General features: G+C 59.6%; 23 protein-coding genes and 2 pseudogenes. 18 read left to right on the top strand and 7 right to left on the bottom strand.

Annotated elements, in window-relative coordinates; all coding sequences use genetic code 11:
• Positions 1–104 precede the first annotated feature (104 nt).
• Positions 105–256 (bottom strand): annotated as a pseudogene (locus BW43_RS28230) (sulfoxide reductase heme-binding subunit YedZ); the annotation flags it as partial.
• A 207-nt stretch (positions 257–463) separates the two neighbouring features.
• On the opposite strand from BW43_RS28230, the gene BW43_RS19450 reads away from it, so the two are divergent.
• From BW43_RS19450 to BW43_RS19460, 3 genes are read left to right on the top strand one after another with little or no spacing between them, the layout of a single operon-like run.
• Entirely contained in the window at positions 464–1,957 is a 1,494-nt protein-coding gene (locus BW43_RS19450) for a hypothetical protein (RefSeq protein WP_032885651.1), read from the top strand.
• Between the two features lie 54 nt (positions 1,958–2,011).
• Entirely contained in the window at positions 2,012–2,752 is a 741-nt protein-coding gene (locus BW43_RS19455; RefSeq protein ID WP_032885650.1) for a hypothetical protein, read from the top strand.
• An 8-nt stretch (positions 2,753–2,760) separates the two neighbouring features.
• On the top strand, positions 2,761–3,207 hold the full coding sequence (locus BW43_RS19460; RefSeq protein ID WP_032885649.1) for a hypothetical protein: 447 nt from the start codon (positions 2,761–2,763) through the stop codon (positions 3,205–3,207).
• Positions 3,208–3,209: 2 nt separating this feature from the next.
• Here BW43_RS19460 and BW43_RS19465 read toward each other — a convergent pair whose 3' ends face one another.
• Entirely contained in the window at positions 3,210–3,494 is a 285-nt protein-coding gene (locus BW43_RS19465; protein ID WP_032885648.1) for a hypothetical protein, read from the bottom strand.
• Positions 3,495–3,512: 18 nt separating this feature from the next.
• Positions 3,513–4,409, bottom strand: coding sequence for a hypothetical protein (locus BW43_RS19470; RefSeq protein ID WP_032885647.1), 897 nt, complete (start codon positions 4,407–4,409; stop codon positions 3,513–3,515).
• A gap of 198 nt (positions 4,410–4,607) precedes the next feature.
• Between BW43_RS19470 and BW43_RS19475 the strand changes: the two genes are divergently transcribed.
• Entirely contained in the window at positions 4,608–4,937 is a 330-nt protein-coding gene (locus tag BW43_RS19475; RefSeq protein ID WP_032885646.1) for a hypothetical protein, read from the top strand.
• A 6-nt stretch (positions 4,938–4,943) separates the two neighbouring features.
• Here the strand turns inward: BW43_RS19475 and BW43_RS19480 are convergent, their stop codons facing one another.
• Entirely contained in the window at positions 4,944–5,579 is a 636-nt protein-coding gene (locus BW43_RS19480) for a LysE family translocator (RefSeq protein WP_032885645.1), read from the bottom strand.
• A 127-nt stretch (positions 5,580–5,706) separates the two neighbouring features.
• On the opposite strand from BW43_RS19480, the gene BW43_RS19485 reads away from it, so the two are divergent.
• The 3 genes and pseudogenes from BW43_RS19485 to BW43_RS19495 all read left to right on the top strand — a co-directional run bounded on the left by BW43_RS19485 (position 5,707) and on the right by BW43_RS19495 (position 7,576).
• Positions 5,707–6,078, top strand: a complete 372-nt coding sequence (locus BW43_RS19485) for a PH domain-containing protein (protein ID WP_032885644.1) — start codon at positions 5,707–5,709, stop codon at positions 6,076–6,078.
• Positions 6,079–6,224: 146 nt separating this feature from the next.
• Positions 6,225–7,355, top strand: a pseudogene (locus BW43_RS19490) (colicin E3/pyocin S6 family cytotoxin).
• On the top strand, positions 7,352–7,576 hold the full coding sequence (locus BW43_RS19495) for a pyocin S6 family toxin immunity protein (protein WP_032885643.1): 225 nt from the start codon (positions 7,352–7,354) through the stop codon (positions 7,574–7,576). The pseudogene BW43_RS19490 and the gene BW43_RS19495 overlap by 4 nt, the downstream one beginning before the upstream one ends.
• 223 nt (positions 7,577–7,799) lie before the next feature.
• On the opposite strand, the gene BW43_RS19500 is transcribed toward BW43_RS19495, so the two are convergent.
• Positions 7,800–9,179 carry a sensor histidine kinase gene (locus tag BW43_RS19500; protein ID WP_032885642.1) on the bottom strand — a complete coding sequence of 460 codons (1,380 nt, stop codon included), beginning with the start codon at positions 9,177–9,179 and terminating at the stop codon, positions 7,800–7,802.
• A complete protein-coding gene (locus BW43_RS19505) occupies positions 9,176–9,838 on the bottom strand; it encodes a response regulator (RefSeq protein WP_032885641.1) in 663 nt (220 codons plus the stop codon). The genes BW43_RS19500 and BW43_RS19505 overlap by 4 nt, the downstream gene beginning before the upstream one ends.
• Before the next feature lie 147 nt (positions 9,839–9,985).
• Here BW43_RS19505 and BW43_RS19510 point away from each other — a divergent pair, with 147 nt between their 5' ends.
• From BW43_RS19510 to BW43_RS19530, 5 genes are read left to right on the top strand one after another with little or no spacing between them, the layout of a single operon-like run.
• Entirely contained in the window at positions 9,986–10,252 is a 267-nt protein-coding gene (locus BW43_RS19510) for a PepSY domain-containing protein (RefSeq protein WP_032885640.1), read from the top strand.
• Positions 10,252–10,797, top strand: a complete 546-nt coding sequence (locus BW43_RS19515) for a cytochrome b/b6 domain-containing protein (RefSeq protein ID WP_032885639.1) — start codon at positions 10,252–10,254, stop codon at positions 10,795–10,797. The genes BW43_RS19510 and BW43_RS19515 overlap by 1 nt, the downstream gene beginning before the upstream one ends.
• Before the next feature lie 22 nt (positions 10,798–10,819).
• Complete coding sequence (locus tag BW43_RS19520) at positions 10,820–12,088, top strand: exo-alpha-sialidase (protein WP_122680689.1); 1,269 nt, start codon at positions 10,820–10,822, stop codon at positions 12,086–12,088.
• Positions 12,088–12,672: a hypothetical protein gene (locus tag BW43_RS19525; RefSeq protein ID WP_032885638.1), complete on the top strand. Its 585-nt coding sequence runs from the start codon at positions 12,088–12,090 to the stop codon at positions 12,670–12,672. The genes BW43_RS19520 and BW43_RS19525 overlap by 1 nt, the downstream gene beginning before the upstream one ends.
• The gene (locus tag BW43_RS19530; protein WP_032885637.1) at positions 12,672–14,693 is read left to right on the top strand and encodes an LTA synthase family protein; all 2,022 of its coding nucleotides are present in this window, start codon (positions 12,672–12,674) and stop codon (positions 14,691–14,693) included. The genes BW43_RS19525 and BW43_RS19530 overlap by 1 nt, the downstream gene beginning before the upstream one ends.
• On the opposite strand, the gene BW43_RS19535 is transcribed toward BW43_RS19530, so the two are convergent.
• The gene (locus BW43_RS19535) at positions 14,694–15,068 is read right to left on the bottom strand and encodes a cytochrome c family protein (RefSeq protein WP_032885636.1); all 375 of its coding nucleotides are present in this window, start codon (positions 15,066–15,068) and stop codon (positions 14,694–14,696) included.
• 276 nt (positions 15,069–15,344) lie between these two features.
• Between BW43_RS19535 and BW43_RS19540 the strand changes: the two genes are divergently transcribed.
• From BW43_RS19540 to BW43_RS19565, 6 genes are all read left to right on the top strand, one after another.
• Positions 15,345–15,725, top strand: a complete 381-nt coding sequence (locus BW43_RS19540) for a response regulator (protein WP_032885635.1) — start codon at positions 15,345–15,347, stop codon at positions 15,723–15,725.
• A gap of 194 nt (positions 15,726–15,919) precedes the next feature.
• Entirely contained in the window at positions 15,920–16,534 is a 615-nt protein-coding gene (locus BW43_RS19545) for a biliverdin-producing heme oxygenase (protein ID WP_032885634.1), read from the top strand.
• Positions 16,531–18,774 (top strand): ATP-binding protein, encoded by a 2,244-nt coding sequence (locus tag BW43_RS19550; protein ID WP_032885633.1) that lies wholly within the window; start codon positions 16,531–16,533, stop codon positions 18,772–18,774. Before BW43_RS19545 ends, BW43_RS19550 begins: the two co-directional genes overlap by 4 nt.
• Before the next feature lie 513 nt (positions 18,775–19,287).
• Positions 19,288–21,186, top strand: a complete 1,899-nt coding sequence (locus BW43_RS19555; protein WP_032885631.1) for an alkaline phosphatase D family protein — start codon at positions 19,288–19,290, stop codon at positions 21,184–21,186.
• Positions 21,187–21,322: 136 nt separating this feature from the next.
• Positions 21,323–22,336: a diguanylate cyclase domain-containing protein gene (locus BW43_RS19560; RefSeq protein WP_032885630.1), complete on the top strand. Its 1,014-nt coding sequence runs from the start codon at positions 21,323–21,325 to the stop codon at positions 22,334–22,336.
• Between the two features lie 217 nt (positions 22,337–22,553).
• Complete coding sequence (locus BW43_RS19565; RefSeq protein WP_032885629.1) at positions 22,554–23,804, top strand: aspartate aminotransferase family protein; 1,251 nt, start codon at positions 22,554–22,556, stop codon at positions 23,802–23,804.
• Positions 23,805–23,859 lie beyond the last annotated feature (55 nt).

Genomic DNA, 23,859 nt, shown 5'->3' with positions numbered 1-23,859 from the left:
TGCCGAAAACTGCGTAACTCATTGTTTACCAAGGAGTTTTCCGTTTCGACTGCGCCGGAAGTGGGGCGAATTATAGGCTCCCAGAATCTGCGGTCAAGCGTTAATTACGCTTTTGTTGCAGAAGGTGCTTTTTTCGCAATAAGCCGTGGGATTCGGCGCATCACTGGCGGTACACGCAACACCAGCAGCAGCGCAGCTATAGATAGATGCATAGCCTGTGATCAGCCCGCACGATCCAAAATATATGCAGCAGCCCACCCCAGCAATGCGCGCCCGGCGCACAGACTTAGCTCCCCTCACACTGAATCCGCGCAGACCTGATAAGTCCCGCTATCAATCGCCTGACGCAAGGGCGGGCGCATAACCGCCGGGTGGAGTGGATATTGGAGCGGTGAGCAGCGGGGTTGTTTTTAGCGCGCAGGAACAGTGATCATCGCCCTCCCCCCTGAAAGAACGGTTGGCGATGCTGAACATGGACGATCTGCTGGCCAGCCCTGACGAGCGCACCCTCAAACGCCAGTACGCCAAGCTGCTCAAGGTAACGCGGCCGGACGATGACCCCGTCGCCTTCCAGCGTCTGCGGGAAGCGTACGAGCGGGCGTTGCAGCGACTGCGTGACGGCGACAGCCTCGTCGCCCACGCCCTCCCCCCTGCTGCGTATGAACAAGCGATGGCGCTGCTGGCCGAATTCGATGACTGGAAAGTCGACGAATGCTGGGCCCGCGCCGTGGCACAAGGGTGTGCCGCCGACTTTGAACAACTGCTGTTCCAGCGTTGCGTCAACGCACCCGACCGGCATCTACCGCTGTTGACCTGGGGCATTGAAAAACGCCAATGGCTCACGCCATGGCAGCAAATAAACAGCGGCGGTTTTCCCCATCAACGCCTGGTCCACGCACTCAAGTGCGCGCTGTACGACGACCTTGAAAAATACCTGGCAGACGCCCAGCCTCAGGCGTTCTTCGAACGACTGGAACGGGCATGCCGCCAGGGCTGGCTGGTTGACCTGACCCATCACCAGGCGTTGCAGGTGCAGGTGTTGCACCTGTTCACGGTGCAAGAAAGCTGGTCGCCGACTCTTTTCCAACAGGTCTGCCAGCTGTTCGCCTGGGACGCTGGCGCTGCGGTGCCTATCGATCAAGCCCAGTGGCAGGCCCTGGTCCGGCGCAGCGAGCAATACGTCTGGCTGAACGCGTTGCGAGATCAGGCGCAACAACCGGGTGCGGCGGCGTTGTTTTTGATGTGTGCAAAACCCGCGCAGCAAGCGCAATTGGCCGCCACGTTCGGAGAAGCCGATTGGCAGGCCTGCGAGCAACTGTCCGCAGCGTTTTCCACACGGTTCCCCGACCTGCTGGGCTTGTTCCCCAATCACAACCCGTGGTTCTGGCACGCCCTCGTCGGCTATCGCCCCACCCGCCACGGCCTGAAACGAGCCACCGCCGTCCTTGCAACCTGCCTGGCGTTGGGTAGTCTCTCCAGCCGATTCGCACTCGGCCCGACCTTATTGATGCTGCCGCTATACCTACTGGGCGGCTGGTTGATGGCCCGCGTCGGCCAGTGGCTGCTGACCTACTGGACCGTCATGGCCGAGAGCCTGCAAGACCTCGACCAACGCGTCAGCCGCTGGTGTGTGCGCCGCAAATGGATCCCCGACCGCCGCTATCGGGTGATCCGCAACGGCGGCCCATTAGTAGCGCTGGGTTTTGTCGTGTGGCAATGGCTTGGGTGGTTGGGGCTTGCTACCTACGCAGTGACCGGTTTGATCGGCGTGCTCCAGCCGGCACGCTGGGCACCTGCCGAGTATGAGTACCGCTGGCGGCGACCGTTGCAGGCGATCTATCGGATTGCCGGGCTGAGTGCGCTCCAATGGCTGTTTTGCGCAGTAATGGTCGCGGTGATTGCGTATATACAGTTGGAATTGCCCGGCACCGCGCTTACCCGAGGGGCATGGCGTTAACATGCCCGTTACCTGATTTTTTGCGCTGATATCCACGATCAAGGAAGACACCCCATGACCAATACGCTCTCCCAAGACTTCACCCAAATCCCCACAGGTATGCAGCCCTTTCCGGCGATTGAAGACGTGTTCGTCGCCGATCAACTGGAACTGGCCAAGCATCTGCATCCGCTCTTCAGCCTTGACCTGAGCCAGGTGAATCCCGAATGGTCGGGCGTCGTGCACATGCTGAGCCCGTTGGAGCCCTATGAGAGTCTTGTCGGCGAGCTGACCGAATGGGACGGCTTTCACGGTGACCTGCTGAAAACCAACTGGATCGGATTTCAGCTTGAGCAGGGGCGATACCGCCTATGCGGCGACCCGCGCTACTTTTTTCTCCATGCAGGCAACGCGCAACTGGCCGACCCTCACCCCGGCGCGCGGGCGGACCTGGAGCGTCACTGTGCTGAGCAACACCGCGCATTTGCCCGTACGGTCGAGCGGTTCAACACCCACGGGGTACTGGCACGCGAAGACGGCGAGCCGCTGGATGCGGTGGAGTTTGTCACCCAACTGGGCGGCGAAGTCGACGGCTTGGCTAACTGGGTGGAGTCGGTGGAGTTTCCGATGCAGATCATTGAACTGGACCCCGACCGTGGCGATTCGAACGTGTATCCCTTGAGCCCGGCCGGCAACCGGTTTTTCCACGTCGCCAGCGTGCCGGGCTGGCATTACCGCACCGCGGGGGCCGACTTGATCGTGATGTTCTACGAGCCGATTGAAGGCCTGGTGTTATTTACCTTCGACTACAGCTGAGCAAAGTGATGACTCAACGGACCAAAACGCTTCTCGGTTGGGCCTTTCTAACCTGCCTGGCAGTGCTGTTGGCTTACGCGCTCGTACATAAACCGCAATTCCCGTCGCAAATAGTCCTCAAGCAAGCGTTCATACCCGGGCAGTGGGTGTACATCGTGCAAGGCGCGAGGAACGCAGGGGAGCCCAAAAGTCTGCGGTTCTACGCAGACGATTACGAAAGCAGCGACGAGGTGATGAAGGTGCGCCTGGGCAAGAAGCCACCGTTTCTGGTTTCGGACAGCGACTTGCAGGATGTAGTGATCGAACGGGTCGCCAATGGCCTGCACATCAAACTCGATGGCGCAGTCGAGGTGTACCGAAGCAACCTCTACCTGGCCGATGGCGACACGTACACCACGTTCCGCGTCAATCTGGAACAACGCGACACGCGGCCGCCCTTGCCGAGCGGCCGGTAGGTTTATTTCAACAGGGCGATCAGCGCACAGACCACGGTGATCACCAGCGCCGGCCACTGCATCGGCATGAAAAAGAAGTGATGGCGCACCCCATCAGCGTGCGGATGCCGATTGAGCACGAAGCCCAGCACCACGTTGATCGCCGAGCCAACACCCGCGCCTATCAGGAACTGCATCAGCGAGACATTGCCTGGCTTGACGCTGGGATCAGGCCACAACCCCATCAACAACAGCACCATGGCCACCGGAGTGAACAGCGTGAGCCAGCCTGCGCCGCGATAAATCATCGTTTGATACTCCTGGGCTTAGGCCAACTCACGGGCTTGTTCTTCAACCGCAAACACCACATCCAGGGTGTTGAGGAACAGGTCATGGCTGAGGATGCCGGTGGCGATGGTCGACAGCACGGGCTTGCCGCTGTCGTCCTTGATCACCACGTTCTCGGTCCAGGCGTTGAGGTCGACGGTGCGCAACGATGCCATCGGCACTTTGCGGCCCTGGTACTCAAGGAAGGCGGCGCTGACCAGAATTGGCGTCGTGGTGATCTTGAGGAAGTTGCCGCTGACCCGCTTGCCCCAGACCTGCGCAGTGCTGATGCAATTGAACGTTACCGCCCCGCCCGCCTCCAGCGTCGCCGCCACCGCCGGCAGGCGTGCGCGTACGTGCAGTTCACGCACCAGTTGCTGGAAATCGTGAAAGCCCTTGAGGGTCTCGATCACCCGGTGAAACGGTTCCGAAGCATTGCGGCGATAGGCAACGTTGGTAACCATACCGGTCAACACGGTTTGGCCGGAGCCGAACAGATACAGGTCCTCGATATCGGCAAAGGCCGTGTATTCGCGCTCATCGTTCACGAAGCGCTCGATGCCATGCTCATACACGTCATAACGGGGCGCACGCAGCTTTTTGTGCCAGGCGTAGACCGCAAACATGCTCAGGCCGATCACCGCCAGCAAGGCGCTGGTGGCATAAAACACCATAAGCGGGTCGCTGAAATTCAAGGTCATGCCGCGTGACGTCTGGAGAGTGACGGGGCCATTGTTGCCCTGCGGCAGGATGGTGCTCAGGTACAGCACAAACCCGGCCATCCCCAGCATCACAGAACCAAAGATCAAACTGACCACAAGAAAGGCTTTGCCATGACGGAAGCTGGCGATCAGCTCACCAGTATTGGAAGGCGATTGAAAAGGGGATGAGGGCATGGGGGCTTGCGTCCTTGTAAGTAGATAAAGCGGGCTGCTTGGGTGCGCTTGGCACGGCGAGTTGGAACATGGCCAATTAGTATCGTTCCTTGTGCAGAGGCCTTAATGTGATGCACGCCGCAAAGTGGGCCAGGTCTTTTTTTTCACACACAGAACAGTGATCATCCCCCTCCCCCCGTATGTTGAGGAACCAAGACCATGGAATTGACGCTGGAAGCTGTGGCGCTTTTTGCACTCAAGTTGGTGCATGAGGTGGACGGTGGCAGCCCGGTTTTGCGGGATGATCCGGTGATGGTTGGCTATGACAGGGAGGTGTTTGGGCTGTTGGTGCGGCAGGGGGATTTGGCTGAAATCTTGGTGAAGATTGATGACTGTGCGGGCCAGGCTTTGATGGCGGTGGGCGGTGCCGACACAGTACTGGGACGTGAACTGCAACGGCTGGCGGCGGCTGTGCAAAATGCCCATCAACTGGATGAGCTGCCCGAGCCGTTAACCACCCTCAAGGATTATCTGAAAGACATCCAGTGAGGCGACCTACCGCCGCCCTTCCACCGCCATGCGCACCGCCAACCCCATCAGCACTGAGCCCATCAGCCAGCGCTGCACCACTTGCCAACCGGGCCGGGTGACGAAAAACACCGCGATGGAGCCCGCCAGGGTGGCAATCACCGCGTTGACACCCACGCTGATAAAAATCTGCGTAAAGCCCAACACCAGTGATTGTGTCAGCACACTGCCATGGCCGTTCGGGTCGATGAACTGGGGCAGCAACGACAAATACATCACCGCCACCTTGGGGTTCAGCAGGTTGGTCACAAGCCCCATTGTGAACAGCTTGCGTGGGCTGTCCTTGGGTAAATCGCGCACCTGAAACGGTGAACGCCCGCCCGGCTTGATCGCTTGCCACGCCATATAGGCCAGGTACAACGCCCCACCAAACCGCAGCACGTCGTAGGCAAACGGCACCGCCATGACCAACGCGGTAATTCCCAACGCCGCACAAAGCATATAAACCAAAAAACCCAACGCCACGCCGCCCAAGGAAATCAATCCAGCCGTACGGCCCTGACAAATCGAGCGGGATATGAGGTAAATCATGTTCGGTCCGGGCGTCAGCACCATGCCGAGGGAGATCAGCGCATAGGCAAGCCAGCTGGATAGTTCAGGCATGGTGCGGCTCCGGTTGTTGAAACATCTGGGCAAGGTTGTAAGGTTGGTCGCCATGGTAGGGCGTTCAAAATGCCCGCGTTAGATACAGATCCACGAGCAAATCGGCATACACCCACGAGGCAGGCCCATGATCGACTTCAACAACAAAGGTTTCTTCAAGCTCAAACAAAACAACGAATACGCCGAACGCGTAGCCGCCCTGCTGCTGGACGGCGAGGAAGTGGTCGACGCCTACAAAGCCATGCGCGACGGCGTAGTGTTTACCACCAAGCGCATCATCGCCGTGAACGTGCAGGGGATTACCGGGAGCAAGAAGGACTTCACGTCGCTGCCGTATAAAAATATCGTGGCGTACTCGGTGGAAACGTCCGGCACGTTTGATCTGGATTCGGAGTTGGAGATTTACTTTTCTTCGCTGGGGAAGGTGAAATTTGAATTTACGGGGAAGACGTCGATTGTTGAGATTTCGCGGTTGATTTCCAAGCACCTGCTGACCTGATCAGCAGGTAAAAATCAAAATATTCGAAACGATAGCGCCCTTCTGACCCCTGTCTCGTTTTCCCACACCCATCATCGAACAAATCCGATTTAGTCCGCTCATCCCCCTCTTAGGCTCACGTCCCCACACAAGGAAGTGAGCCTGTCATGTCAGAGCGCGCATACCCTCTCACCGAAGAACAACAACTCAAACAGCGAATCCTGACACCGCAACCGGCACGGCCTTTTTCGCCACCGCTCCATCTACTCGACCGTCCTCCCGCGCCAGCCCCCTCCCCCACCAAGCCTCCCGGCTGCGTATTCACCAAACCCTGCCAACTGCCCGACGGCATCACCCACTACGCCGATCCCTGCGGTTTCGTACCGCTGGAGTTGGTCAAGGAATACGGACATTTCAGCCTGCTGGGCGGGCGTGAAGTGGACGCTCGGGGGACGGTCTCGCTGCGCAAGATCAGCGGAAGCGCATTGCCCGTTGGCTTGGGGCAGTTGGCGTTGCGTGCAGCGGTGTTGGAGTCGGCAGCGACTGCTGTCGGCTCTGTAGCCGGGGCGTTGTTGACGGGGTTAGTGGCGTTGGCTTGGCCATCGGCGCTGGGTGATAGCGCGCTGTACAGCGATGAGCAATTGCGCTCGATGCAACGGGCTCGCTCACAGATGCGTTTGCATGTTGAGCAGTTGAAGGACGGCACGCTCAAGGGCTATGGGTTTTACACCGGCAACAATGCCGACTGTCAGATGATCGATGTGGTGCAGTTGCAAAGCCGTGGCGATCAGTTTGTGGCGGATTTGGGCCAAGGTGTGGAGCAGATCTGGACGCCTGCGGTTGAATCCGGGGGACGCCCTGGGAATCCCAGCGTTGGAGGCTGCACCGCAGGCGCCGGTAATTTGGATTTACCCGCCAAACCAGAAGGCTGCGCAGATTTTGGTGAACCCGGTTTATCCGCCGGAATATCGGGATTTTATTCTGGTGTTCCCGGTGGAGTGGGGGGTTCGGCCGTTGTATGTGGTGGTCAGTGTTCGGGCTGGGGATCATACCTATCACCCCAAACCAAAACTCCTAGCTGCATTTCCGAAAGCCAAGTGGGCTCGCTCGAAAACTCCAATGACGGGGGTGGCCAACGCCCAAGATGGAAAGATCCCGACGGGACGATCTATGAATGGGACGCTCAACATGGCGCTGTGGAAAAGTCCTCCAAGCGCGGAATTCATCTCGGCGAGTTCGATCATTTGACCGGTAACCAACGTAAGCCAGCCAAGCCTGAAAGGACGGTAGAACCATGAACCACTCAGTTATGGGCGTTTTGCCTAACGAGGACTTTGCATCCTTTGAACAGCCGCTACCTCTGTCCACTCAAGACCTGATGGACATTATGGGGTGGGAAAAACTGGAGGATTGCGTATTTGACTATCTATTGACGGAAGAACAAGTACTCAAGATAGAAAAAGCGATTGCTCTAAAGCTGCCCACTCACTTTGACTTATTCCTTACCTCACACGACTAAGTGAGCCAAGGGGCATTCAAACTCCATTCGCCGACTAAAGGCTGACGAGGATCTCCCTGGTGAGCGGGCTTTTTTTGTGGTGAGCGGGCTTGCCCCGCGCTGGGGCGCGAAGCGGCCCTGAAACCAAGCCCTGCGGTTCCTATGGAAAATCTCGGTGGCCGAGTTGGGGCTGCTTCGCAGACCTGCGCGAGGCAAGCCCGCTCACTACACATGCCCTTTCAGCTCAGGCAGTTGAAGGGCTGCTGTTCTGGATTTCTTCGTTAAATACCAACCGCGCACACAACCCACCACGCTCCAGGTTGTGCAACGCCAGCCGGCTGCCGATCTTGCCGACGATCATCTCGACAATCGCCAGCCCCAACCCGGCGCCATTGGCATTGTCACGGCTATAAAACCGCTCAAACAAACGCCCGATTTCCGCTTCATCAATCCCCGGCCCCTGGTCCTGCACGCTCAGGCAAAAAGCACCAATCACCACCTTCACCTCGCTGCCCGGCGGGGAAAAGTTGAGAGCGTTGGTCACCAGATTTTGCAGGGCGATGGCCAGTGCCACGGGCTCGGTTTCGACCCAGCATTCTTCGTCACCCTCCAGCACCAACTCCACACCTTTCTCCATGGCCAGCGGGGTAAGTTCTGCCAATTCTTCGCGTACTAACTCTGTCAATTGCACACGGCTGCGCACAGGGTTGTTCAACTGCGGCTCGATGCGCGCCATGGTCAGTAACTGGCTGCCGATACGGGTAGCGCGGTCGACACCGCTTACCAGAAATTCCAATGCCTCGCGTCGTTGCTCTACTGTCTCCGCGCTTTGGGCGTTTTGCGCATGGATACGCAGGATCGCCAGGGGGGTGCGCAGTTCGTGGGCGGCGTCGGCGATGAACCGGCGTTCGCGTTCCAACAACTCGTCCACCTGCACCAACAGCCGGTTGAGCGCGGTTTGCATGGGTTCCAGGTCGGAGGGCAGCGGTTTGAGGTGCAGCGGTTGCAAGGTGTCGGAATTGCGTCCACGAATCGACAGTGCCATGGCGCGCAGGGGTTTGAGACCCCAACCGATTAACAGCCAGATCAACACCGTCAGCAGCGGCACGCCGATGAGGGTCGGCCAGAGGGTGTGACGCATGATGCGTTGGATCACGTCTTGGCGGATGTCGTCGCGCTCACCCACCCAAATCAACAGGCCCTGTTGCGGGTCGGCGAGGAGGAAGGCGCACCAGTCGTTGCCGTTGTCGATGATGTCGTGGGAACCAAGGGTCGCGGGCGGTGCGACCAGCACCGGCGCTTCGGCTGAGCGTACAAGTAGCTGGCCGTCGCTGCGCCACACCTGGAAGGTCAGGCGAGTTTCATAGGGATGAGCCACGCCCTCTTCGCCCACGCGGCTCATGGCCTGATCAAACGCCTGGTACAAGCGGTCCCAATCCGCCTCGCCGGGGTCGCGCTGGCGCAGTACGCCTTGCAGCAGGCGCGCGCTTTGGGCGAGTTGGGCGTCGTAGACTTCTTCGATTTCGTGGTGACTGTCGCGCAGCACCAGCCAACTGATCAGGGCATCGCCGAGCAGGATCAACACCAGCACAGGCACGAGGATGCGCGCGCGCACGGAGGTCATGGCTTGAGTACCAGCACATAGCCAACGCCGCGCACGGTGCGTATGAGCTCTGTGGATAACTTTTTACGCAGGTTGTGGATCAACACTTCCAAGGTGTTGCTTTCGACGCGGTCCTGCCAGCCATACAACGCGCGAGACAAGCGCTCGCGGGTCACCACTTTGCCGGGGCGTACCATCAGTTGGTGCAGCAGTTGATATTCCATGGGGGTGACGATGATGTCCTCATCCAGGTAACGCACCTGCTGAGTGGCGGGGTCGAGGTTGACGCCGGCGTGTTCGAGCATCGGTTGCGCGCGGCCCTGGCTGCGGCGCAACAGCGCGCGCACGCGTGCCTTGAGCTCTTCGACGTCGAAGGGTTTGACCAAATAGTCGTCGGCGCCGGCGTCCAATCCGGCGATGCGCTCGGCGGTGCCGTCGCGGGCGGTGAGGATCAGCACCGGAAGATCATGTTGCTCGGCGCGCAGTTGCTGCAACAGGTCGAGGCCGTCGAGGCGGGGCAGGCCGAGGTCCAGCAGCAGTAGATCGAAGCTCTCCGTGCGCAACGCATGCAGCGCCGCAACGCCATCCTGCAGCCAATCCAGGGTGTAGCCCTCGGCGCCCAAGGCCACACGAATCCCTTGGCCAAGGGCCCGGTCATCTTCGACAAGGAGTAGGCGCATAGCAAAATCTCTGTAGGAATCGGCGGCATCATGCCGGGTTATGGCCGGGGCTATTTCAGCAAAGATGTTACGGCTCGTTGCCAACTAAGGTTGCCCTAAGGTTGGTTTTGCACTGTGAAATCTCCCACATTTGCTGAGAGCTTTTCCATGCGCAAAATTCTCCTGCTGTCCCTGATCCTCGCCAGCCCCCTGGCCTTCGCCGGCCCGCAATGCACCACCGCCGAGCGCTCGCAATGGCAAGACGAAAAAGCCTTCCAGGACAAGCTCAAGGCCGAGGGCTACACCATCAGCAAGTTCAAGGTCACTGATGGCAACTGCTATGAGATCTACGGGTTCGACAAGGACAAGCGCAAAGTTGAGATCTACCACGACCCGGTCACCGGCAAGGCCGTGAAGACTGAGATCAAAGGCTGATGCCAAGCGAATCCCTACGCCTTTGGGACCCGCTGGTGAGGCTGTTCCACGCCTCCATCGCCGGGGTCTTCGTCGCCAATTACTTCTTCAACGAAGCCGGCGACGACTGGCATGTCTGGCTGGGTTATTACGCCATGGCCTGGCTGCTGGTGCGAACGGTGTGGGGATTTGTCGGACCGCGCAGCGCACTGTGGGCAGACTTTTGGCCTACGCCAAAAAGGCTGAATGCCCACGCGCGCTCGTTGCTCAAGGGTAAGCCGCAACACCGCTTGGGGCATTCGCCGATTGGCGCGCTGGTGATGCTGTTGATGTTGCTGGCGTTACTCACCGTCGGCGTGAGTGGCTTTTTGATGCAGGAAGTCGATGCCCTCTGGGGCGCCGATTGGCCACTGCAAGTCCACGAGACCGCCGCCAATGCGCTGCTTGGCTTGGTTTGCCTGCATGTACTGGCTGCCGTGTTTGAAAGTATCCAGGTGCGGGACAACCTGCCGTTATCCATGCTCACCGGTCGCAGGAAGCGCCTGCCGGATGAACGTGCGCAGTAATCCTTTTACCCACAGGTTCCCTATGCGCTCCGCCTTATTGATATGCAGCCTGCTGGCAGTGTTTTTCGCTGCCTGGCAAAGCCATCCGCCCCATGTGCTGGCGCCGTTTGCCCAGACCAGCCCGAACACCGCAAAAGTGGCGGCGCCGGCGCAGTACAGCAGCCGGTTCGTATCCACCCAGCTCACCGACTTTGTGCACTCCTCATCCGTGACCGCCCTGCCCGGCGGCGACTTGATGGCGGTGTGGTTCGCCGGCTCACGCGAAGGTGCCGCTGATGTGCAGGTGCGCACCGCGCGCTTTGATGCACGTACCGGCGAATGGGGCGCCGAACAGGTGCTGGCCACGCGGGAAAGCACCCGCGACGGAACCCAGCGTTATATCCGCAAGCTCGGCAACCCGGTAATTGCCCTGGCGCCGGATAAACGCCTGTGGATGTTTTATGTGTCGGTGTCAGTGGGCGGCTGGGCCACCAGTGCGATCAACGTGATGGTGTCGGATGACCTGGGGGGCAGTTGGACGGCCCCTCGGCAACTGGTGACCTCGCCGTTCTTCAATATCAGCACCCTGGTTCGCGCCGCGCCGGTGTTCCACGCCGACGGCTCCATCGGCCTGCCGGTGTACCACGAGTTCATGGGCAAGTTTGCCGAGTACCTGTACTTGAGCGCCGACGGAGCGGTGATCGACAAATTCCGTATCAGCCGCGGCAAGAATTCCCTGCAACCGACCATCGTGCCCCTGGACGGCCAACGCGCCGTGGCGATGTTGCGCTATGCGGGCGACACCCATCACCGCGTGCTGGCCAGCCGCACTGAAGACGCCGGGCAAACCTGGAGCCAGCCGTACCCGCTGGAACCGGCCAACCCTAACTCGTCGCTGGCGGCGGTGGGCACGGTGGACGATGGGTTGCTGGTGGCGCTCAATGACCTGCAGGACGGCCGCTTCAAGCTCAGCCTCTATGGCACCGACGCCCAGCTCAGCCAGTGGCGCACTGTGGTGCAACTGGACGAATCACCGGACCCGCTCGGCCAACCGTTCGCCCCCGAAGCTTATAAAGAGATCATCGGCGAAGGCTTTCGCGCCTCCAGCGGCGCGCAGCGTTTACCGCTGGAGCAACGTTTTCTCAGCAGCCTCGACTACCGCGTGTGCAAACCCCGTGGCTGCGATTTCGAGTACGAGTACCCGTACTTCAGCCGCAGCCCGGACGGTATGTACCACCTGGTGTACTCATGGAATAACACGTTTATCAAACATGTCAGCTTCAACGAAGCCTGGCTCGCGGAGCGTCTGTGATGGTGTTGCTATGGCAGGCGCATTTGAGTTTTGTGCTGTTGGGGTTTGTGCTGTTAAGCACGTTTCGATTTACCGCCCGATGGCGACCGTGGTTGCTGCCAGTCCTGGTGGTGGTGAGCGTTATCCCGATCAATGAGCTGCCATTGGCGGCCTATGTCCGCAGTTTTACCGATGATTTGGCGATCAGCACGCTGGTGTTGTTGGGGTGGGTTGCGCTGAGCCGTCTGGGCGTGGTGCAGCCGCTGGCTCGACCACATCAGGTGCAGATGTTGCTGCTGTTTGGCCTGCTGAGCCTGGTGCTCTACCCGGCCACGTTAGGCCTGACCTATTTCGACCCGTACCGCTTGGGCTTCAACCCTCGACCGATGATTGTGCTGGTCGCGGTGGCGGCGCTGTTGATGCTGTGGCTGCGCAATGCGCTGGCGGTGTGGATGTTGGTGATCGGCACGCTGGCGTTCGCATTGCGGCTCAAGGCCTCAGAGAACTATTGGGATTATCTGGTTGATCCGCTCTTGGCAGCCTACTGCGTCGTCGCTGGATTAATGCAACTCAAACTGTACTGCTTTAAAGAATGGAAAATTTGATGAGTGCGTTGCAATCACGTCGCCTGCGCTACGGCATGGGCGCGATCGGGTTGGTGTTTGTGCTGCTGGCTGCGTCGCGACTGGTGTTTGTGCTGGGTTTTTCCGGCCTCGATGTGACAACCCCGGCGCTGCTGGAAACCCTCGGCATCGGCCTGCGTTTCGACCTGCGCCTGGCGGTGTTGCTGCTGCTGCCGCTGGCCGTGCTGGCATGGCTGCCGCGCTGGAACCTCACCACGCTGCCAGTCCTGCGCTGGCTGGCACGTGCCTACCTGGTGGTCGCACTGGCGATGATCGGCCTGGTGTACATCATCGACTTCGGCCATTACGCCTACCTCGGCGTACGTATCAATGCGACGGTGCTGCGCTACCTGCAAGACGCACAGATTTCACAACAGATGGTGTGGGAAACCTATCCAGTGCTGTGGATAACCGCCTGCTGGCTGGCGGCAGTGGGGTTGTGGGTATGGGCGTTGATCTGCCTGGAGCGCCTGACCCTGGACCGTGCGCCAACCCCCATTAATCGATGGGCGGTGACGTCAGTCTCAGTGGTTGGCGTGGTCGCCGTGCTGCTCGCCCTGCTGGGGCGCGTGGCCAACCTCAACCTGGAAAACCCGGTGCCGCTGCGCTGGAGCGATGCGTTCTTTTCCGGCAACAGCCAGGTGGCCGCCGTGGGCCTCAACCCGGTGCTGTTTTTGTACGACACCCTCAAGGTCGGCCAATCGCAGTTCGATGAAGCCCAGGTGCGTAAGCATTACCCGCAAGTCGCCCAGTACTTGGGGGTGGATCAACCGGACGCCCAGCAACTGAATTTCACCCGCCACCAGGGTGTGCAGCCCTATCGCCTGGCCGGCGAGCGCCCGCTGAACGTGATCTTCGTGATGCTCGAATCCCTTGGCACGAGCGCCGTCGGGGCCTACGGCAACCCGCTCAATCCCACGCCGAACCTAGATAAACTGGCCAGCCAAAGCTGGTTCTTCAAGCACTTCTACGTACCGGTCACCGGCACCGCCAAGACTGTCTGGGCCAGCATCACCGGCGTGCCCGACGTCACCCGCCAGGAGACTGCCACGCGCAATCCGCTGATCACCCGGCAACACACGCTGATCAACGCATTCGAGGGCTATCAGAAGTTCTACATGATCGGCGGCAACGCCGGCTGGGCGAACATCAACGCGCTGATCCGCCAGAGCATCGACGACGTGCAGCTGTTTGAAGAGAGCGACTGGCAATCGCCACGGGTGGATGTGTGGGGTATTTCAGACTTGGACCTGTTCAAGGAAGGTGACGAACTGTTGAGCAGGATGCCCAAGGACCAGCCGTTCTTCGCCTACCTGCAAACCTCCGGCAACCATCGACCTTTCACGATTCCCAAAGACAACGACGGTTTCCAGGTGGCGAACGTGACCCTGGAGCAAGTCCAGGCAGCCGGTTCGCGCAGTGTCGAGCAATACAACGCAGTGCGCCTGCTCGACTACAACATCGGCCGCTTGATGGAAATCGCCAAGGCCGGTGGTTACTACGACAACAGCATTTTTGTGTTCTTCGGCGACCACAACACGCGCATCAGCCAGATCCCGCACATGCCGCCTGCCTTTGAACAGCTGGGGCTGGAAAGCAACAACGTGCCGCTGTTGATCCACGCGCCGGGCCTGGCACCTAGGGTGATCGAACAGGCGGTGGGCCTGGCGGATTTGTTGCCGACCGTTGCGGGCATGGCAGGCGTGCCGTTCACCAATGGCGCCATGGGCCGGGATATCCAACAGCCTGCTCCGGAAGGGGAACGCGTGGTGCCGCTGGTGTTGCGTGAGGGAACGTTCCCAATCATCGGCGGCGTGACCCAACACTTCCTGTTGCAAATGCAACACGACGGCAGCTCACCGACCCTGCATGACCTGGCCTCAAAGACGCCGCGAGAGGATGTGGCAACGCAACATCCCGCAGAGTTTCAGCGTTTGCAGGCGCTGACCCGTGGGCTGCATGAGAGCGCGCGATTGATGCTGTTCAGAAATGTGCGGGAGTGATTATTTGGGTTGGAAGGTTTCGAGGTAGGCCAGGATGTTGTCGATTTTCTCCTGATCACTGATGCCCCAAAAGATCATCCGCGTACCGCTCACTACCTTCTTCGGTGCCTCGATATAGGCGGCGAGTTTGTCCCGCGTCCAGACCACGCCGGAGTTTTTCATCGCGTCAGAATACTGATAGTCGGTGGTGGTGCCGGCAGGCCTGCCGATGATGCCGTTGAGTTCCGGGCCGAACCCACCGCGCGCCCCTTCGCCGACGCTATGGCAGCCGCCGCAGGTCTTGGTAAAGAGCTTGCCACCCGCCTCGGCGTCGCCGGCCGCGAGGGCTGACTGGGTGTTGAGGATCAGGGCGAGGGTGAGCAGGACGTACTTCATGGGAACTCCACATCGGCGAATGCGGGCGATTATGCCTGTTTGTCAGGAACGCATGCCCATCCAGATCAGCGCTTCGGTCCACGCTCGATCAGGGGAGCATTCAGGATCGACAGCCTTTTGCGTGCATTGCAGAGCACAGGGATCGTGCCGCACCTCCCCGCAAACAAGCAAAATAGACCCTCTGAGTAACCACCCATCGTTTTGGACATATCCAATCGAACCTATCCGATGGTCTTCCACTCCACCTTACTGAACCCTGATGGTGGAGTAACGATCATGGCTCAGCCATCGATTTTAGTACTGGAAGACGACGAGATCATTCGCTCGTTAATGGTGGATGTACTTGAGGATTTTGGGGCTCATGTGACGTCATTTCCTTCGGCGGATGAAGGGATGATTTTTCTGGAGCGGGATGATGAACCGGTCGACTTGATTGTCAGTGATGTTCAGATGCCAGGTTTGCTCAACGGCTATGACTTGAGCCGGGTAGTGGCCCATCGTTGGCCAGAGGTAAAGGTAGTGCTGACATCCGGCAACACTAAGATCGCGGCGGAACTGGGTAGCTCTGTGCGGTTTCTACCGAAACCGTGGAGCGCCGAACACCTGATTGAGTGCGTGCAAACGGCACTGACCCAGCAAAGCCCGCACCTGCATTGATAGCATCGCAACATCACTGAAGCCGAACTTTGGGACAAACACTGCGGTCATTAATGAGCAAGGAGAGACTTTTCTGATCCGCTGGTCAGGCTTTTCGCCTTGTGCGTACAGCCAATGGCCATGAGGTGTGTAGAATAACTGCCCAATTCTATGCGTCATTTATGGCCGGCAGGCCCACAGTTCGAGCTTATTGAATGCATTCACAGGCCCCTGACGGTGGTGTGCCCTCGTTGTTGGAAGCGTTGCGCACAGGCACGGCTCTGCTGCATGTAGCGCTGGAAAAGCGCCTGCCGTTTTTCAGCGAATACCTGAATGCCGACTGGTTTCGACGCTTGCTCCAGGCGTATTACGGGTTTTATGGGCCAATGGAAGCAGCGCTGTACGATTGTGAGTTGATCCCTGATGGCTATGACACAGAACTGCGTGTGAAAACGCCCACTCTGTTGAGCGATCTTCTCGCCCTTGGCCTGAATGACATGGCTATCAACGACCTGCCCCGCTGCACCCAACTGCCGCTCCTCGATACCCCTGCTGCCTGCCTGGGCGCCTTGTATGTGCTCGAAGGCGCTACGCTGGGCGGCCAGGTACTGCGCCGGGAAATGGCTCAGCGCCTGGATCTGGACGCCGATAACGGCGGTGCGTTTCTCAATGTGTATGGCCCCGAGACTGGTCGGCGCTGGAAAGACTTTCTCGACTATCTGGGCCACCAGCCGCTGGACGCACCAGCCAAACAACACGCGGTAGACGCGGCCCGTTCGACATTCCGCTGCTTTGAGCAATGGCTCGACAGCCAGGAGGTATTGCTATGAAACCCGATGATTTTGAAGAGCTGCTTGCCAACTGTGCGGACGAGCCTATTCGCATTCCGGGGGCCATCCAGCCCCATGGTGTGTTGCTGACGCTGTCTGACCCCGGCTTGCAGATCATCCAAGTCAGCGCCAACGTCGCCAGCCTGTTCAATCATGCACCGGAGACGCTGCTGGACCAGCCGCTGCATCGGTTGCTGGGCGCAGAGCACGCTAAGGCTGTGCAACACATGGTCGAGCTCAACAACTTTATCGACGCGCCGCCGCTGCACGTCACTTTCAACGGCACCAAGTTCGATGGCCTGCTTCATCGCCATCAGGGCGTGCTGATACTGGAATTCGAACCGTTGCTGGAGAATTTCCAGCCGCGTGCAATGAATCGTCGCACCAGTGATTTGGGCAAGATGCTGCAACGTTTGCAGGCGGCGAAAACCCTGCAAGCGCTGTACGAAATCAGCGTGCATGAAATCCAAGCCATGACCGGCTACGACCGCGTGCTGATCTACCGCTTCGAAGAGGAAGGCCACGGCCAAGTGATCGCCGAAGCGTCCGCGCCGTCCATGGAACTGTTCAACGGGCTGTTCTTCCCCGCGTCCGATATTCCCGAGCAGGCCCGCGAGCTGTATCGCACCAACTGGTTGCGCATCATTCCCAACGCGGCCTACGAGCCAGTGCCACTGCTGCCCAAACTGCGCCCGGACAACGGTGAGCCGCTGGACCTCAGCTTCGCCACCCTGCGCAGTGTGTCGCCGATTCACTGTCAGTACATGCAGAACATGGGTGTGCTGTCGTCCATGAGCATCTCGCTGATGAAGGGCGACAAACTCTGGGGCCTGATCAGCTGCGGCAACCGTGAACCGCTGCTGGTGCCCAACGAGTTGCGCACCGCCTGCCAGACCATCGGCCAGGTGTTGTCATTGCAGATCAGCGCCATGGAAGCCTTGGACCTGAGCCGCCAGCGCGAGGAAAAAGTCGAGGCCCTGGCGTTGCTGGATCAGGCGATGAAAGCCTCGGCGGACAACGTGTTCGATGGCCTGGCCCTGCAAGGCCAAGTGCTGATGGACCTGACCCTGTCCGGCGGAGTGGCGATCATCGAAGACAAGCAACTGCACCGCTACGGCAACTGCCCTGAACCGGCGCAGATCCGCGCGTTGCACAAGTGGCTTCAAGAGAGCGGCGATACGGTGTTTTCAAGCCATAACCTGGCCTCCGTCTACCCGCCGGCCGCTGAGTTTCAGCAGATGGCCAGCGGTGTCCTGGCCATGAGCCTGCCTAAACCGGTGGATAACGGTGTGCTGTGGTTCCGCCCGGAAGTGAAGGAGAACATCAACTGGAGCGGCGACCCGAACAAGCCACTGGATCTGGAAAACTCCGACTCTGGCTTGCGCCTTCGCCCACGCACTTCGTTTGAAATCTGGAAAGTGGAAATGGCCGGCATCTCCACCAAGTGGAGCCATGGTGACCTGTTTGCCGCCAATGACCTGCGTCGCTCCGCCCTGGAAAACGACCTGGCACGCCAGGTAGCGCGTGAGCAACAAGCCGTGCGCGCCCGTGATGAACTGGTGGCTGTGGTATCCCACGACTTGCGCAACCCGATGACGGTCATTTCGATGTTGTGCGGCATGATGCAAAAGGCCTTCAGCTCCGATGGCCCACACACGTCGCGGCGGATTTCCACGGCCATCGACACCATGCAGCAAGCCGCCGGGCGTATGAATGTGCTGCTGGAAGACTTGCTCGACACTTCGAAAATCGAGGCCGGGCGCTATGTGGTCAAGCCAGTGGCGCTGGATGTGAGCCAGATGTTCGAAGAGGCTTACTCGTTGCTCGCACCGCTGGCGATGGAAAAAGGCATCGACCTGTCGTTCAGCGCCGAGCCTGATCTGGTGATCAACGGCGACCCTGAGCGGATGTTCCAGGTGCTGTCGAACCTGATCGGCAACGCCATCAAGTTCACGCCGCGCCAAGGCACTATTGGCATCAGTGCCATGAGCAATGGTGAGGAGACCGTGTTTTCGGTGCGCGACTCCGGCGAAGGCATTGCGCCGGAGCAATTGCCCCATGTGTTCGACCGCTATTGGACCCAGACCGAAAACAATCCAACGGGCAGTGGCTTGGGGCTCTACATCACCCAGGGCATCGTCCACGCCCACGGCGGCAAGATCATTGCTGAAAGTGAAGTGGGGCGCGGCAGCGAGTTCCGGTTTACGGTGCCGAACGTAATTGAAAACTCACCGACCTAAGCGCCAGCGACCTTGTGGCAAGGGGTCTGTGGCAATAGCCAGGCATGGCTTGCTCTAGAGAGCGGGCCTCAACCTCCGTCATATCTTGCAGCAGGGCGTTTATAGCTCGACGCCCCTCGTCCTCTATAAGTTTGTCGCCACTTCGCTCAACAGGGCGAAGTCACCCTCGACTGATAGAAGGATACTTCCATGCTCGGCCCTATAAATTCTCCCCCTCTGCCTGCTCAATACCCCACTGCACCGCATGACGACGCCCCCCTTCAACGCAATAAGCGCAGCATCGACGGCCCTCAATCGCAGCTCGAACCTCAGGACGCTGACGGTTCGGCGCGCGATGGCCGACACAGGAATACCGGCAGCCTAGACAGCCTGGGCAAGGGCAACTTGCCTTAAACCGTCGTACGAGGGGCAGTGCACTGCCCCTCGTCTTTGTAGGTCGTCGCGTCTTAACAAAACACTGACATCCGTTGCGCTAACCTTTCCGGTTCAACCCTGGCCGGAGCCTTTTACTGCATGCCACATCCCGACACCTTGCCCGCCGTACTCGCCGGCCCTCTGCTGCGGCGCCTGGAACCCCAACGCTTGGTGTTGTGGCTGGTGGGAAGCCGAGCATTAACCCTGACCCTGAGGCTGCAATCTGCCGAGCAGCACCTGGATATCCCGCTGGGCCAGGACCAATGCCAAGTCGTGCAGGTGGGTCGCGAGGCGTTTGTCCACCTGATTGATATACGGCTGGAAAAGGCGCTGCCGCAGGATGTGATCATCGACTATGACTTGCTCGTCGACGGCACCGGCATAGCCCAGTGGGCGCCCCACTTGCTGTACGCCAACGCCCAATACCCGAGCTTCGTGCTGCACAGCCGTATCCATCAACTGGTGCACGGCTCGTGCCGCAAACCTCACCACAGTGCCGACGAAGGCCTGCTTTGCGTTGATCGCCTGCTGGCCAATGCGCAGAACCCAACCGAGCGCCCGGCCTTGTTGATGATGAGCGGCGACCAAGTGTATGCCGACGATGTCGCCGGGCCGATGCTGCGAGCGATCCATGGGCTGATTGCGCGCCTGGGCCTGTTCGACGAATACCTGGAAGGCGCCGTGGTAGACGATAGCGCCAGCCTCTACGGGCATCACGCCAGCTACTACAACCGCGCCGATCTGCTCCCGGCGCTGGACAGCAACGAGACCCTGCGTGAACGTTTTTTTGGCGGCGTGAAAAAACCGATTTTCACCAGCAGCACCGCCGACAACCATCTGGTGACCTTCGCCGAAGTCATGGCGATGTACTTGCTGGTGTGGTCGCCTGCGCCTTGGAACCTGATCACCCCACAACCGCCGCAACTGAGCGGCGAGGAGGCATCGCGCTATGCGCGTGAGCAAGTGACGCTGGATACATTCCGTGAGGGTTTGCCGGACGTAGCACGGGTATTTGCCCACCTCTCCACCCTGATGATCTTTGACGACCACGACATCACCGACGACTGGAACCTCAGCGCCCAATGGGAAGAAACCGCCTACGGCCATCCGTTTTCCAAACGCATCATAGGTAACGCGCTGCTCGCCTACCTGCTGTGCCAGGGTTGGGGGAATAACCCGGATGCCTTTGTTGAGCTGGTGGGCCAAACGCAGACACTGGTCACCCACACGCAGGACAATCACTTGGACGCGCTCGCGCAGGACCAGTTGGTGGAGACACTGCTGAAGTTCCAGCAGTGGCATTACGTCCTGCCCACAACGCCGGCCTTGGTGGTGCTCGACACCCGCACCCGGCGCTGGCGCAGCGAATTCACGCTCAAGCACCCATCAGGCCTCCTTGACTGGGAAGCCTTGAGCGAACTGCAACAAGAGCTGCTCGATCATCCCTCAGCCATCATCGTCTCTCCCGCGCCGATTTTTGGCGTCAAGCTGATCGAGACCGTGCAAAAAATCTTCAGTTGGTGCGGCCATCCTTTATTGGTGGACGCCGAGAACTGGATGGCTCATCGCGGCGCAGCTCAGGTCATCCTCAACATCTTCCGCCACTCGCGCACGCCGGGTAACTACGTGATCCTCTCGGGCGACGTGCACTACTCGTTTGTCTATGAAGTGCTGATCCGCCACCGCAACGCCGGCCCGAGAATCTGGCAGATCACCAGCAGCGGCATCAAGAACGAATTCCCACCCCGATTGCTGGAATGGTTCGACCGCCTCAACCGCTGGCTTTATTCGCCGCGATCGCCCCTGAACTGGTTCACTCGCCGCCGCACCATGCAGGTGGTCCCCCATATCCCGGAACATGCCGAAGCCGGTGAACGGTTATGGAATTCGGCCGGAATTGGCCAAGTGTTTTTCAACGAGCGGGGGCAGCCGGAGGCTATTTACCAGCACAACGCGGACGGCAAACCTCGAACAAGGATGGTGGCGCCGCAGCAATAGCCAATAGCCATCATCCAAAAGCAGCACACCCATCCTATTCAAAGCCTTCAATCCCCGCTGTACAGTAGCCCCAGCCACGGAGTATCGGCGACAACATTGGCAGGCCTAGGCGCCTGCCCACGCAAGGAATGCGCAGATGGACGATACTTCCGGCAACAACCCGCTGGACCATGATTTTTCCCACCTTAACGCCGACATGTTGCATGCCGTGCTGGAGCTGGTCAGCGACGGCATCTGGGACTGGAACGCCAATACCGGGTTCGTCTACCGCAACCCAGGCTGGTACGAAATGCTGGGCTACCCTCGCCATTCCCTGGAAAACAACGTGTTTACCTGGGAAAACGTTATCCATCCGGACGATTACCCCCGTGTGATGACGGTGTTCGATGACTACGTCCACCAGCGTACCCCTCACTACCAAACCGAATACCGTTGCCGCAAAAAAGATGGCAGCTACCTATGGATCGAGGATCGCGGCTATGTCATTGCGCGCAATGAGGACGGCTCGGTAGCACGGATGGTGGGCGCCCATCGCGACATCGATCTGCGCAAATCCTCCGTTGAACAGTTGGAGCGACGCAATCAATCCCTTGAGGCACTGGTGGCCGAGCGGACGCGCGAGCTGTCGCGGGTCAATCAGCAACTACAACTACAGCTGAACGAGAACCGCTCCCTGGCCGAACGGGACGCCCTCACTCTCGTCGCCAACCGCTACCGCCTGGAAAAGGTACTGCTGGAAGAGTGCGGCCGCGCACAACGTTTTCGCCTGCCGTTGGCATTGATCGCGGTGGATATCGATGACTTCAAACCAATCAATGACCGACATGGCCACGGCGTGGGCGACCAAACCCTGGTGCACGTCGTGGAATGCCTGGAGAGGTGCATTCGCCCAGGCGACCTATTGGCTCGGTGGGGAGGTGATGAGTTTATGGTGGTGCTGCCCAAAAGCTCACTGGAAACCGCCAGGGCGTTGGCTGAGAACATCTGCCGAACGATGCGCAAGATCCCGGTGCGCGGTGATCTCACCGTCACCCTGAGCCTGGGCGTGGCCGAGCGGCGCATGGATGAATCTCCCGCCGCCCTGATGGCGCGTGCCGACCAGGCACTGTATCGCGCCAAAGCGGCGGGGAAAGATGGGGTGTCGGAGTAGGTCAAGCCCGTCAACGTACTGGCGCCGGGTACTGGATGCCGCCTCTGCTCCACAGCGCATTGAGGCCGCGCTTGACGGGTTCAGCGCGTTGCCACAAACGACTTTTGGCAACGGCTCCTTCCGATTTGGAATGACCCGGCGACTTTATTTCGTTTGCGACAAGGGCTGGCCTGCGGCTTAGATAAAACGACGCCCGCCACTGCCGAGTCCGAGATTCATGAGCCGCGAAACCATCAGCCAGTCGATTTCCATCGTTCATCCCATCAGCCTCAGCCACGGCAAGAACGCCGAAGTCTGGGACACCACGGGCAAGCGCTATATCGATTTTGTCGGCGGCATCGGCGTGCTTAACCTCGGCCATTGCCATCCCGGTGTGGTGGAGGCTATTCGTGAACAAGCGACGAAGTTGACCCACTCTGCGTTCAACGCCGCGCCGCACACGCCCTACATCGAACTCATGGATCGACTGACAGCGTTTATCCCAGTGAACTACCCCGTCAGCGGCATGCTCACCAACAGCGGCGCGGAAGCCGCGGAAAATGCCTTGAAGATCGTCCGCGGCGCCACCGGCCGCACTGCAGTGATCGCCTTTGACGGTGCCTTCCACGGCCGCACCCTGGCCACTCTCAACCTCAATGGCAAAGTGGCGCCCTACAAACAAAAGGTCGGCGTCCTGCCCGGCCCGGTGTATCACCTGCCCTACCCCAGCGCCGATAACGGCGTGAGCTGCGCTGAGGCAGTGAAGGCCATGGATCGACTGTTCAGTGTGGAAATCGATATCAGCGACGTAGCCTGTTTCATCATCGAACCGGTGCAGGGCGAAGCCGGATTCCTCGCCTTGGATATCGCGTTCGCTCAGGCGCTGCGGCGCTTTTGCGATGAACACGACATCCTGTTGATCGCTGACGAAATCCAATCCGGCTTCGGCCGAACCGGCCAGCGTTTTGCCTTCTCGCGCCTGGGGATAGAACCGGACCTGATCCTGCTCGGCAAAAGCATCGCCGGCGGCGTCCCCTTGGGCGCAGTGGTCGGGCGCAAGACGTTGATGGACAACCTGCCCAAAGGTGGGTTGGGCGGTACGTACTCCGGCAACCCCATTGCCTGCGCAGCGGCGCTGGCCACCCTCGATGCAATGACCGATGAGCATTTGCAGGAGTGGGGCTCGCAGCAGGAAGAAGCGATCGTCGGCCGTTATGAAGCCTGGCGTTCGCAGCGCCTGTCGCCGTACCTGGGCCGCCTGACCGGCGTCGGCGCCATGCGCGGCATCGAGCTGACCAGCACCGACGGCACGCCAGCGCCTCAGCAACTGACCCAATTGTTGAGCCTGGCGCGAGACGCCGGGTTGCTATTGATGCCCAGCGGCAAGTCGCGGCACATCATTCGCCTGTTGGCGCCACTGACCATTGAGCCTGCGGTGCTGGAAGAAGGACTGGATATTCTTCAAGCGTGCCTCAAGCAATTGGTTTAACGCCCGTATCCGCCGGTCGGCAGCCTTGCGCCGCGATAGGGGCATTGTGCTGCCT

It is taken from the genome of Pseudomonas sp. RIT357, from assembly GCF_000632245.1.
Taxonomy (GTDB): Bacteria; Pseudomonadota; Gammaproteobacteria; order Pseudomonadales; family Pseudomonadaceae; genus Aquipseudomonas; species Aquipseudomonas sivasensis.
The sequence above is the reverse complement of the archived record's forward strand: the minus strand, read 5'-3'. Positions and strand labels throughout refer to the sequence as shown.